This is a genomic window from Staphylococcus sp. T93, assembly GCF_016743875.1.
In the GTDB taxonomy this organism is placed as follows: domain Bacteria; phylum Bacillota; class Bacilli; order Staphylococcales; family Staphylococcaceae; genus Staphylococcus; species Staphylococcus aureus.
In genome coordinates, this window is sequence record NZ_CP068247.1 from 531140 (window position 1) to 544695 (window position 13556).

Genomic DNA, 13556 nt, shown 5'->3' on the forward strand with positions numbered 1-13556 from the left:
ATACAACCAACATTTTAATGGTTTTATTTTTAACTTTGTAGTTCTTGGAATGTTTGAACGATTAAATAGACATTTAAAATACTTAGAATAATAATAAGTGTCCATGAAATGATATTAACCCATGTTTTATTATAGAAAGGTCCCATCAAGTCTTTATTACTAGTAGCCAATTGTAATGGTATTAAACAGAATGGCAGAGCAATACTTAAAAATACTTGAGAGAATACAAGTAGTTGCTCAATTTTAGCTGCATTACCTTTAAAAATGATTAAGCATACGATAACAGGAATGACAGCAAGAGAACGTGTAATTAAACGTCTTAACCAATTTGGTATGTGTAATCTTAAAAATCCTTCCATTACAATTTGTCCTGCTAAAGTACCAGTAATCGTTGAATTTTGACCTGACGCTAATAATGCAACTGCAAATAATGTACTCATGATTGCACCCATTGTTGCACCTAGTACAGGTTCAGTTTTTAAGGCGTGATATAAATCATAGAAACCACCTAAATCGTCAGCATTTTAGTTGAAAAATAGTGATGCTCCTAACACTAATAATAAGCAATTGACTACAAATGCGATTGATAACTGAATGTTCGAATCTATCGTAGCAAATTTAATCGCTTGCGCTTTTTCTTCATTGTTATGTCTTGAGTATGTTCTAGATTGTACAATTGATGAATGTAAGTACAAATTATGAGGCATAATTGTAGCGCCAATAATACCTAATGCAATATAGAGAATGCCGTTATTTGTAATGATTTCACTATGTGGTATAAATCCATTTAACACAGCATTCAACTGTGGTGATGAAATATAGACTTCAAATATAAAGATGAATAACACTGTGAAAATTAATGTACCAACAATAGCTTCAATTTTTCTAAAACCATATTTCATTATAAAAAGTAGTAAAAATACATCAAGTACAGTTATTAGTGCACCGACGATTAAAGGTATGTTAAATAGGAGATTAAGAGCAATAGCACTACCAATAACCTCAGCAATATCTGTAGCGATAATTGCTAGTTCTGCAATGATCCAAAAGATTATAGCAATAGGTCTTGATAAATAATGTCGTGTCATTTGAGCTAAGTCCATACCTGTTGCTATTCCTAATCTCACTGTCATGCTTTGAAGTAACATTGCTGATAAACTTGAAATAAGAATTACGAATAGCAAAGTATAGCCATATTGGGCGCCACCTTGCATTGATGTTATCCAGTTTCCGGGATCCATGTAACCAACAGCGACTAATAACCCAGGTCCAAGAAATGATAAAAATTTCTGTTTATTTGAACTGCGATGATCGAATTTAATTGTATTGTTTATTTCGTCTAAACTTAATTGTTCATTTGTTGAATGTCGTTTATTATTCATTTTGACTCACCTCTACTTCTTATGGACAATATAATAACCTAATAAAATGTTTAGGCCAACCTAAATTTATTTTAATTTTTTTAAAAGTATGAATTATTATGTTGAACGTTCGATTTAATATTAAGAAAAAAGAGCACGAAATCATGGATGTGATTAAGTGCTCTATTATTTAAACAAAGTTATTTATGCAGAATAAAATGGTAAGAACTGATCGAAGGTTTCTTCTAAAAATGCAATAAATGCTTTGTCACTTTTTAATCTTTTATCTTGTGGTGTGATTGCACGCGCTATAAAGAATTCACCTTTTTTCACATTGATGGCTCTTTGTATCGCTTCTATTAAATCATCATCCGTTAAATCTTTAATAAATGGTTTATCAGGTTTCATATGATCTAAGCAAACACGATAATCATCAGGTAATTGTTGAATAGCTTTAAATTTTCTTTCAAAAACTTTTGCACGTGTTGCTTTATCTTTTGCTTCATGCATGATTCCAAACATAACAAACAGTTGATCTTCAAACATACCAATTTGGAAATGAGGTAACATTTTATAGCCTCTTTTGTTTGTTGCAAAAGCAACCCATGTATCTTTAGGAGGATTCACACTTCTTCTAGCATGCTTTGCTACGTGAGGATAAAATGTTTCACCAGTTTGACTTGTAAAGAAGTCACTAAAATATTCTCCTAATTCACGGAGTTGTGGTCGTATGTATTCGTTTAAAGCTTCCATTCGTGCGTCTAAGCCTTCTACGTTGAACGCTTTGAAATCTTTAGGTTTAAATGTATATTTTGTCATAGAGTACCTCCTGTATAGTGTTTAAAAATATTGTAGCATATGTTTTATCAATTGCGGCTTAAGACGCTCTCATTAAAATTAGTATTTTCATTTTTATCATAAGAAGTTATTTTTATAAAATGTTGATGTATAATAAAGATGTTAGGAGATGATGTTATGGCACTTTATGGATTTGCCCAAGGACTTATTCAAGAAGCAGGAATTAGAATTAAACAATTGATGGAGCAAAATTTAACAATTGAAACAAAGTCAAATCCGAATGACCTTGTTACAAATGTAGATAAAGCAACAGAAGATTTCATTTTTGATACAATTTTAGAAACATATCCCAATCATCAAGTATTAGGTGAAGAAGGGCATGGTCATGACATCGATACTTCCAAAGGTACGGTATGGATTGTTGACCCAATAGACGGTACATTGAATTTTGTTCATCAACAAGAAAATTTCGCAATTTCAATTGGTATTTATATCGATGGTAAACCTTATGCAGGTTTTGTATATGATGTTATGGCTGATGTCTTATATCATGCTAAAGTAGGGGAAGGTGCATATCGTGGTAGCCAACCCTTGAAACCATTGAATGATTCTAATCTAAGACAAAGCATTATTGGGATCAATCCGAACTGGTTAACTAAACCAATTTTAGGAGAAATCTTTAAAGAAATTGTTAATGATTCTAGAAGTGCAAGGGCATATGGTAGTGCAGCGCTTGAAATCGTTTCAGTTGCTACAGGTAATTTAGAAGCATATATGACGCCAAGACTTCAACCATGGGATTTTGCTGGCGGATTGGTTATTTTATATGAAGTAAATGGACAAGCTTCCAATTTACTAGGAGAACCATTAACAATTAGTGGTCCAAATTCAATCTTAGTTGGAAATCGTGGTCTCCATCAAGAAATTAGCAATGATTATTTAGAGCCCCACCATGATGCGTTAATACAATTACATGAACAACGATTTAAAAGAAAATCAAAATAATTACCAAAAGCGTAATATGTAGTCCTAACAATTAGGTAACATATTACGCTTTTATACCTTAAATAATAAAAACACGCGCCAATATAAAACCAGTTAAATGTTCATCATGAACATGTGTGGTCTTAAATCAACGCGTGTTATTGTCGATATAACTTATAGCCAATCGTTTTCTCGATATTTTTTCTTTGTAGTAAATCCAATTCCAAAGGTTGCAACGAGTAATATAAATGTTAAAATCATCATTGGTACATTTGATGCACCAACAGCAAAACTAAATAATACTAAGAAAACAACAGCTAATATAGAAAATACCCAAAAGATATTTTTAGATTTTTTTTGTTTCATCCTATCCCCACCTTTTGCTTATCTTTTCTCAATTATATGATATAATAAAAAAGTTGTAATTAAAAGTGGGATTTTACTTAAGAAAGAAGGAAACTATTTATATGACTAATAAAAGAGAAGATGTCCGCAATATAGCAATTATTGCTCACGTTGACCATGGTAAAACAACTTTAGTAGATGAGTTGTTAAAACAATCTGGTATATTCAGAGAAAATGAACATGTCGATGAACGTGCAATGGACTCTAACGATATCGAAAGAGAGCGTGGAATTACGATTCTAGCCAAAAATACGGCTGTTGATTATAAAGGTACACGTATTAATATTTTGGATACACCAGGACATGCAGACTTTGGTGGAGAAGTAGAACGTATTATGAAAATGGTTGATGGGGTTGTCTTAGTAGTAGATGCGTATGAAGGTACAATGCCTCAAACACGTTTTGTACTTAAAAAAGCGCTAGAACAAAACCTGAAACCTGTTGTTGTTGTTAATAAAATTGATAAACCATCAGCACGTCCAGAGGGTGTTGTAGATGAAGTTTTAGATTTATTTATTGAATTAGAAGCAAACGATGAACAATTAGAATTCCCTGTTGTTTATGCTTCAGCAGTAAATGGTACAGCTAGCTTAGATCCTGAAAAGCAAGATGATAATTTACAATCATTATATGAAACAATTATTGATTATGTACCAGCTCCAATTGATAACAGTGATGAGCCATTACAATTCCAAGTAGCATTGTTGGACTACAATGATTATGTTGGACGTATTGGTATTGGTCGTGTATTCAGAGGTAAAATGCGTGTCGGAGATAATGTATCACTAATTAAATTAGACGGTACAGTGAAAAACTTCCGTGTAACTAAAATCTTTGGTTACTTTGGATTAAAACGTTTAGAAATTGAAGAAGCACAAGCTGGAGATTTAATTGCTGTTTCAGGTATGGAAGACATTAATGTTGGTGAAACTGTAACACCACATGACCATCAAGAAGCATTGCCAGTTCTACGTATTGATGAGCCTACTCTTGAAATGACATTTAAAGTTAACAATTCTCCATTTGCTGGCCGTGAAGGTGACTTTGTAACAGCACGTCAAATTCAAGAACGTTTAAATCAACAATTAGAAACAGATGTATCTTTGAAAGTTTCTAACACAGATTCTCCAGATACATGGGTAGTTGCTGGTCGCGGTGAATTGCATTTATCAATCCTTATTGAAAATATGCGTCGTGAAGGTTATGAATTACAAGTTTCAAAACCACAAGTAATTATTAAAGAAATAGATGGTGTAATGTGTGAACCATTTGAACGTGTGCAATGTGAAGTGCCACAAGAAAATGCAGGTGCTGTTATTGAATCATTAGGTGCACGTAAAGGTGAAATGGTTGATATGACTACAACTGATAATGGACTTACACGTTTAATCTTTAATGTACCGGCTCGTGGTATGATTGGTTATACGACTGAATTTATGTCAATGACAAGAGGTTACGGTATTATTAACCATACATTTGAAGAATTTAGACCACGTATTAAAGCACAAATTGGCGGTCGTCGTAATGGTGCATTAATTTCAATGGATCAAGGTTCTGCAAGTACTTATGCCATTTTGGGACTTGAAGATAGAGGTGTAAACTTCATGGAACCTGGTACTGAAGTTTATGAAGGTATGATTGTTGGTGAACATAATCGTGAAAATGATTTAACTGTTAACATCACTAAAACAAAACATCAAACTAACGTACGTTCTGCAACGAAAGACCAAACACAAACAATGAATAGACCGCGTATTCTAACATTGGAAGAAGCGTTACAATTCATTAATGATGATGAACTTGTTGAGGTTACACCAGAAAGTATACGTTTAAGAAAGAAAATTTTAAACAAAAATGTTCGTGAAAAAGAAGCAAAGCGTATCAAACAAATGATGCAAGAAAACGAATAATTTAACATAATAAAAGAGAAGCTGAGCGATGAAAGTTGCTTAGCTTCTCTTTTGGCATATAATATTTGAAAAAGTGTTTAAATGCTATTATTTCCTGTTACTTTCACATTTTCAAATTTCTAACTTGTTTATTCAGATATTAATCGAGCGGATAGTGTTGCGCACGTTGTTTAGGTGTGTCTAATCGACTTTTACAATCATCACACATAAATGTTCGAATAGGATTGTTTTTAAGTCGTTTAGACTCAGTTGTGCGCTCATCTATAAATACTTTTGCATCACAGATAATGCATTGCACTTGTCTCAAATTAAATCACCTCAATATGAGTTACATGGTTGATTCGATATGAATAACCATCTTCTTGATTGTAAATAAAACTATCTACACCATTATCGCTGTAAAGTCGTTTACCGTCTTTTGCAAATTGGAAAAATAAATAGGGTAATAGATCTATCGGTATATCTAAATGATCATGCTCATTTGATAATCGAATAGTAGTTGCAGAGTCATGTGGTTCGGAATGTTTGAAAAATGGTGTCATATTAATGACAAATGAACCTTCTAACATGGCACGTTTTTTATATTTTATTTCTGAATTTAAAGTAGGCGGATTAGTTTGTCCTTCTAGGATAGCACGATTCCATTCATGATTATCTTCAAAGTCGATTGGTTTTGAACCATCAAATACACCTTTTTCTAAATCTTCGATGCTAACTTTTCTATCATCGAAAATCCAAGTCGTACTATCTAATGTTATAGGAAACTTTACGGCTCCTTTAATTTGTATCATTTTCCCACTCCCTATCAATGTATATAGCATTATTTTAACACAAATTGCTAACGACACATTTTAAATCTACTTGCTTTTTAATATTTAGTAAGATAAACTTTTAGTAAGACTTGAGAATTTATATAGAGGGGGAGCGTGTCATGGCGAAACAAGCAACAATGAAAAATGCAGCTTTGAAACAATTGACTAAAGATGCTGATGAAATCTTGCATCTGATTAAAGTTCAACTAGATAATTTAACATTACCTTCATGCCCATTATATGAAGAAGTACTAGATACACAAATGTTTGGACTTCAAAAAGAAGTTGATTTTGCTGTTAAATTAGGTTTAGTTGACCGCGAAGATGGCAAACAAATTATGTTACGTCTTGAGAAAGAACTTTCAAAATTACATGAAGCTTTTACACTTGTTTAAGGTTTAATATATAAGCATATTAAAATGGCGTGAGATATCGACAATTGAGCTGCGCCGATTTTATATTTATAGTTTAATTACTGATTAAAGTGGCTGTTATGTTGTCTTCTTGATGACATGTCAGTCACTTTTATTGGGTTTTAGCAATTCACGATATTAAGTAAACAAATATTCTATAAATTACCTCAAGAGACCTGTTAATATTTGTGATTATGACTGTGTCATGTATATAATAAGTAACATGGATTTTTAAAATTAAAGTATAAAACGAAATCATTTGAAGTATAAATTGTAGAATTGGATGACTGAATATATGAAGAATTTTAGAAGTATTTTACGGTATATTGGTAAAACCTCAAAGTTTATTGATTATCCGTTATTAGTTACATATATTGTATTGAGTTTAATTGGATTAGTGATGGTATATAGTGCAAGTATGGTTCCAGCAACTAAAGGCACATTGACTGGTGGTATCGATGTTCCAGGAACGTATTTTTACAACCGACAATTAGCATATGTCATAATGAGTTTTATAATTGTATTTTTTATTGCATTTTTAATGAATGTTAAATTACTGAGTAATATTAAAGTGCAAAAAGGTATGATTATAACTATCGTCTCACTATTATTACTGACGTTAGTAATAGGTAAAGATATTAATGGTTCTAAAAGTTGGATAAACTTAGGATTTATGAACTTACAGGCATCTGAGTTATTAAAAATTGCAATCATATTATATATCCCATTTATGATCAGTAAAAAAATGCCTAGAGTATTAAGTAAACCAAAATTAATTTTAAGTCCTATTGTATTAGCATTAGGTTGTACGTTTTTAGTTTTCCTACAAAAAGACGTAGGGCAAACATTACTAATATTAATTATTTTAGTTGCGATCATTTTTTATTCAGGAATTGGGGTAAACAAAGTCCTAAGATTTGGTATACCAGCAGTGCTAGGATTCTTAGTAGTATTTGTCATTGCATTAATGGCTGGTTGGTTACCAAGTTATTTAACTGCCAGATTTAGTACGCTAACAGATCCATTCCAATTCGAATCAGGAACTGGATACCATATTTCCAATTCATTGCTTGCGATAGGTAACGGTGGCGTATTTGGAAAAGGATTAGGAAATAGTGCAATGAAATTGGGCTATTTACCAGAACCACATACAGATTTTATTTTTGCAATTATTTGCGAAGAATTAGGTTTAATCGGAGGATTGCTAGTTATTACTTTAGAGTTCTTTATTGTATATCGTGCCTTCCAGTTTGCAAATAAAACATCATCATATTTTTATAAACTTGTGTGTGTTGGGATTGCCACATACTTTGGAAGTCAAACGTTTGTAAACATTGGCGGTATTTCGGCAACAATTCCATTAACTGGTGTGCCATTGCCATTTATCAGCTTTGGTGGATCATCAATGATTAGTTTAAGTATTGCTATGGGTTTACTTCTGATTGTAGGTAAACAAATCAAAGTAGACCAGCAACGAAAGAAACAACAACAAAAAGTTGATATAAGAAGACAATTTAATTAAAAAAATACTAGCCAATATTTAGTACGAGATGACTTCTGTCATTAAGCAATGCTAAACATTGGCTATTTATATACTCTTTGTCAAATTGGACTGATGAGTTCAATAACGGAAGTTAGGCAACCAAACAACGCTTAACTTCCTTTTTGTTTTGATATTACGAGATTACTCATGATTATCAAATTTTATAAACAAAACAACGTATAATTATAACTAAATTTTATGACTAAAAATTACTAAATGTGGTGGCGAAATTAGAATCATGATGATAAGATAAAGTTATCGCTATTGATAATAAATGTTGATGTTTTGCAATTTTATTTTTAATTTTTTAGAGTTGTAGAAATCGAAAATGTTTCACAACAAAAACGTGAACTACCTGTTGTTGCATAGTCATTTTTGAAATTATTATTTCTGAAGCGGAGGTTTTAATTGTCTCAAGAATGTTAAATTTTGAAAATTTGAAACATAACTATAGCAAAACAGAGCGCTTTAAGATAAAATTTTATTATCTAATTAGTTAGAAAATTCTAATAGTTTGAGGAGTGTATCGCTATTGAAACAAATAAAAAAGTTACTTGTTGCTAACCGTGGAGAAATTGCAATTCGTATATTCAGAGCGGCGGCAGAATTAGACATCAGCACAGTTGCAATTTATTCGAATGAAGACAAAAGTTCATTACATAGATATAAAGCAGATGAATCCTATTTAGTTGGAAGTGATTTAGGTCCTGCTGAAAGTTATTTAAATATTGAGCGTATCATTGATGTAGCAAAACAAGCGAATGTGGATGCGATTCATCCTGGCTATGGATTTTTAAGTGAAAATGAACAATTTGCGCGTCGTTGTGCAGAAGAAGGAATTAAATTTATTGGTCCTCATTTAGAACATTTAGATATGTTTGGAGATAAAGTTAAAGCTCGTACAACGGCTATCAAGGCAGATTTACCAGTTATTCCTGGTACAGACGGTCCAATTAAATCATATGAATTAGCAAAAGAATTTGCAGAAGAAGCTGGTTTCCCGCTAATGATTAAAGCCACAAGTGGTGGCGGCGGTAAAGGTATGAGAATCGTTCGTGAAGAAAGTGAATTAGAAGATGCTTTCCATAGAGCAAAATCAGAAGCTGAAAAATCATTTGGTAATAGTGAAGTTTACATAGAAAGATACATTGATAATCCAAAGCATATTGAAGTACAAGTCATAGGTGACGAACATGGAAATATCGTACACTTATTTGAACGTGATTGTTCAGTACAACGTCGTCATCAAAAAGTTGTAGAAGTTGCACCATCAGTTGGATTATCATCAACATTACGTCAACGTATTTGTGATGCTGCAATTCAATTGATGGAAAATATTAAATATGTCAATGCAGGTACTGTTGAATTTCTAGTATCTGGTGACGAATTCTTCTTTATAGAAGTTAACCCTCGTGTACAAGTAGAGCATACAATTACAGAGATGGTAACAGGAATTGATATTGTTAAGACACAAATTTTAGTTGCAGCAGGTGCCGATTTATTTGGTGAAGAGATTAATATGCCGCAACAAAAAGATATTACAACATTAGGCTATGCCATCCAATGTCGTATTACAACAGAAGATCCGTTAAATGATTTCATGCCGGATACTGGAACAATCATTGCTTATCGTTCAAGCGGGGGCTTTGGTGTACGTCTTGATGCTGGAGATGGTTTCCAAGGTGCTGAGATATCACCTTATTATGATTCATTACTCGTAAAATTATCTACACACGCGATATCATTTAAACAAGCAGAAGAAAAAATGGTACGCTCATTACGAGAAATGCGTATTCGTGGTGTTAAAACTAATATTCCATTCTTAATTAATGTAATGAAGAATAAAAAGTTCACAAGTGGTGATTACACAACTAAATTTATTGAAGAAACACCAGAACTTTTCGACATTCAGCCGTCTCTAGATAGAGGTACTAAAACATTAGAATATATAGGTAATGTAACAATTAATGGTTTCCCAAATGTTGAGAAACGTCCGAAACCAGACTATGAATTAGCATCAATTCCAACTGTATCTTCAAGTAAAATCGCTTCATTTAGTGGTACGAAACAATTGCTTGATGAAGTAGGTCCAAAAGGTGTAGCTGAATGGGTTAAAAAGCAGGATGATGTCTTACTAACAGATACAACCTTTAGAGATGCACACCAATCATTATTAGCTACACGAGTTAGAACTAAGGATATGATTAATATCGCATCCAAAACAGCGGACGTATTTAAAGATGGTTTCTCACTAGAAATGTGGGGCGGTGCTACATTTGATGTGGCATATAATTTCTTGAAGGAAAACCCATGGGAACGACTTGAACGTCTACGTAAAGCTATTCCAAATGTATTATTCCAAATGTTGTTACGTGCTTCAAACGCAGTTGGTTATAAAAACTATCCTGATAATGTTATTCATAAATTCGTACAAGAAAGTGCTAAAGCAGGCATAGATGTCTTTAGAATTTTCGATTCATTAAACTGGGTAGATCAAATGAAAGTTGCCAATGAAGCAGTACAAGAAGCGGGCAAAATCTCAGAAGGTACTATTTGTTATACAGGTGACATTTTAAATCCTGAGCGATCAAACATTTATACTTTAGAGTATTATGTCAAACTAGCTAAAGAGTTAGAACGTGAAGGTTTCCATATTTTAGCGATTAAAGATATGGCAGGCTTATTAAAACCTAAAGCCGCTTACGAATTGATTGGTGAGTTAAAATCAGCTGTAGATTTACCAATTCATCTTCACACTCATGATACAAGTGGTAATGGTTTATTAACATACAAACAAGCAATAGATGCTGGTGTCGATATCATTGATACTGCTGTTGCTTCAATGAGTGGTTTAACAAGTCAGCCAAGCGCCAATTCGTTATATTATGCATTAAATGGCTTCCCACGCCACCTTAGAACTGATATTGAAGGTATGGAGTCACTTAGTCATTATTGGTCAACTGTACGTACTTATTATTCAGACTTTGAAAGTGATATCAAATCACCGAATACTGAAATTTATCAACATGAAATGCCTGGTGGACAGTATTCGAATTTAAGTCAACAAGCTAAAAGTTTAGGTTTAGGCGAAAGATTTGATGAAGTCAAAGATATGTATCGCAGAGTGAATTTCTTATTTGGTGATATCGTAAAAGTAACACCATCGTCTAAAGTAGTTGGTGATATGGCACTTTATATGGTACAAAATGATCTTGATGAACAATCCGTGATTACAGATGGCTATAAATTAGATTTCCCAGAATCAGTAGTGTCGTTCTTCAAAGGTGAAATAGGACAACCTGTAAATGGTTTTAATAAAGATTTACAAGCGGTTATTTTAAAAGGCCAAGAAGCACTAACAGCTCGTCCAGGTGAATATCTAGAGCCAGTTGATTTTGAAAAAGTCCGTGAGTTGCTTGAAGAAGAGCAACAAGGTCCTGTTACGGAGCAAGATATTATTAGTTATGTACTATATCCAAAAGTATATGAACAATATATTCAAACTAGAAATCAATACGGAAACTTATCGTTACTTGATACGCCTACATTCTTCTTTGGAATGCGTAATGGTGAAACAGTAGAAATCGAAATCGATAAAGGTAAACGATTAATTATTAAACTAGAAACGATTAGTGAACCAGATGAAAATGGTAATAGAACGATTTACTATGCGATGAATGGTCAAGCGAGACGTATTTACATTAAAGATGAAAATGTGCATACAAATGCGAACGTTAAGCCAAAAGCAGATAAGAGTAATCCAAGTCATATCGGTGCTCAAATGCCAGGTTCAGTAACTGAAGTCAAGGTTAGTGTAGGTGAAACTGTGAAAGCTAATCAGCCGTTGCTAATTACTGAAGCTATGAAAATGGAAACAACAATTCAAGCACCATTTGACGGTGTGATTAAACAAGTAACTGTAAATAATGGTGACACAATAGCGACAGGCGATTTATTAATCGAAATTGAAAAAGCAACTGACTAAAATGATTAAAATAAAACGAGATTACACAACAATTGACGTGTAATCTCGTTTTTACATGGCTTAGGTTTAATTTTAAATATTGATATAAAAAACCGTAATTTTAATGGGCGTGCCATTAAAATTACGGTTTGCTTTTTTGTTATTGCTTGTCACTTCTTACTGATCGTAACATTAGCATGATAAAGTATGTTGTCATACCAAATAAATAAGTGATAAATAATGCATGGAAAAGTGCGATTATCAGGTTAACATTTGTCATAATAGATAATGCACCTGTGATAACTTGTAATATAACAAGTATAAATGCAGCTGTATAACCATAATGAACAGTACGGTTATTTGGATAATTTTTAACAGCGTGAATATAAGTAATCATAATAATCGTAAACACTATAAAAGCCATGATACGATGCGTGAGTTGAACCCAATCTTGTTCTGAATGTGGTACAAGATCGTGGAATGGCAATGGCCAACCACCATATGCTAAACTTGCATCCGCATGTCTCACTAGTGCACCAGTATAAACACCACAATAAATGATGATTGCCATTAACCATGTTAAACGTCTTAATGGCTTTTTGATATATAATTCGTCAGCTTCATATTTTTGATCTATAGAGAAAATAATCAATGTTATTAAAAATACAGATGAGAAACTGATTAATGATATACCAAAGTGCAATGCTAAAACGTAATCGTTTTGTTGCCAAATAACAGCAGCAGCTCCGATTAATGCTTGCAATAATAAGAATCCAACACTAATGATTGATAAAGGTTTAATTTCTTTAATATAGCCTATATGTTTCCATGCAGTGATAACTAACCATAAGACCATTAATAAAGACAAAGCTGAAACGGCTCTATGACTTAACTCAATAATCGTATCAATAGGAAAGAATTCTGGAATCAACGCACCATGACATAGTGGCCAAGAAGAACCACAACCATCAGCTGATCCGGTTTTGGTAACTAAGGCTCCACCAAGTTGTACAAATGTCATCATTAACGTTGCTACGACACCTAACCATTTTAAATTCTTTTTGCCAAACAATTTATACACCCCATCATAAAAAAACGCATCACTGAGAATTAGAATTAATAGCCGGATTTGAGATGATACTATAAATAGACCTGATTGTAGGATATGAAAAGATGGGATCCAACGCAGGAAATATGATTTAATTTTACAAGTATTGTATGTGGACGACATAAAAAGAACTTAATCGTAATGATTTTTTTATTGGGATAATTATGTAATCCACGTTTACTCAAATTTGAAGCTTAAATATTAATCTCTTTTAGATGCATGATTCTACTTATTAAAATTTTCTAACATATACATTAT

10 protein-coding genes and 1 pseudogene are annotated in these 13556 nt (G+C 32.7%); 5 read left to right on the plus strand and 6 right to left on the minus strand.

Annotated elements, in window-relative coordinates; genetic code table 11:
• Positions 1-29: 29 nt before the first annotated feature.
• A pseudogene (locus JG553_RS02610) lies at positions 30-1382 on the minus strand (Nramp family divalent metal transporter).
• Positions 1383-1565: 183 nt separating this feature from the next.
• Complete coding sequence (locus JG553_RS02615; protein ID WP_000170610.1) at positions 1566-2180, minus strand: YktB family protein; 615 nt, start codon at positions 2178-2180, stop codon at positions 1566-1568.
• Positions 2181-2336: 156 nt separating this feature from the next.
• Here JG553_RS02615 and JG553_RS02620 point away from each other — a divergent pair, with 156 nt between their 5' ends.
• Positions 2337-3164 carry an inositol monophosphatase family protein gene (locus JG553_RS02620; protein ID WP_001240311.1) on the plus strand — a complete coding sequence of 276 codons (828 nt, stop codon included), beginning with the start codon at positions 2337-2339 and terminating at the stop codon, positions 3162-3164.
• A 153-nt stretch (positions 3165-3317) separates the two neighbouring features.
• On the opposite strand, the gene JG553_RS02625 is transcribed toward JG553_RS02620, so the two are convergent.
• The gene (locus tag JG553_RS02625) at positions 3318-3509 is read right to left on the minus strand and encodes a DUF5325 family protein (protein WP_000810620.1); all 192 of its coding nucleotides are present in this window, start codon (positions 3507-3509) and stop codon (positions 3318-3320) included.
• 101 nt (positions 3510-3610) lie between these two features.
• On the opposite strand from JG553_RS02625, the gene typA reads away from it, so the two are divergent.
• Positions 3611-5458, plus strand: a complete 1848-nt coding sequence (typA, locus tag JG553_RS02630; protein ID WP_000182654.1) for a translational GTPase TypA — start codon at positions 3611-3613, stop codon at positions 5456-5458.
• A gap of 139 nt (positions 5459-5597) precedes the next feature.
• On the opposite strand, the gene JG553_RS02635 is transcribed toward typA, so the two are convergent.
• On the minus strand, positions 5598-5765 hold the full coding sequence (locus JG553_RS02635; protein WP_001250275.1) for a YlaI family protein: 168 nt from the start codon (positions 5763-5765) through the stop codon (positions 5598-5600).
• A gap of 1 nt (position 5766) precedes the next feature.
• Positions 5767-6249: a hypothetical protein gene (locus tag JG553_RS02640; protein WP_000614712.1), complete on the minus strand. Its 483-nt coding sequence runs from the start codon at positions 6247-6249 to the stop codon at positions 5767-5769.
• Positions 6250-6389: 140 nt separating this feature from the next.
• Between JG553_RS02640 and JG553_RS02645 the strand changes: the two genes are divergently transcribed.
• The 3 genes from JG553_RS02645 (at position 6390) to JG553_RS02655 (ending at position 12211) form a co-directional block, all read left to right on the plus strand.
• The gene (locus JG553_RS02645) at positions 6390-6665 is read left to right on the plus strand and encodes an Fpa/YlaN family protein (protein ID WP_001118417.1); all 276 of its coding nucleotides are present in this window, start codon (positions 6390-6392) and stop codon (positions 6663-6665) included.
• Between the two features lie 313 nt (positions 6666-6978).
• The gene (gene ftsW / locus JG553_RS02650) at positions 6979-8205 is read left to right on the plus strand and encodes a cell division peptidoglycan polymerase FtsW (RefSeq protein ID WP_000787940.1); all 1227 of its coding nucleotides are present in this window, start codon (positions 6979-6981) and stop codon (positions 8203-8205) included.
• A 553-nt stretch (positions 8206-8758) separates the two neighbouring features.
• Positions 8759-12211 carry a pyruvate carboxylase gene (locus JG553_RS02655; protein WP_000809524.1) on the plus strand — a complete coding sequence of 1151 codons (3453 nt, stop codon included), beginning with the start codon at positions 8759-8761 and terminating at the stop codon, positions 12209-12211.
• A gap of 139 nt (positions 12212-12350) precedes the next feature.
• Here JG553_RS02655 and JG553_RS02660 read toward each other — a convergent pair whose 3' ends face one another.
• On the minus strand, positions 12351-13262 hold the full coding sequence (locus tag JG553_RS02660) for a COX15/CtaA family protein (RefSeq protein WP_000467123.1): 912 nt from the start codon (positions 13260-13262) through the stop codon (positions 12351-12353).
• Positions 13263-13556 lie beyond the last annotated feature (294 nt).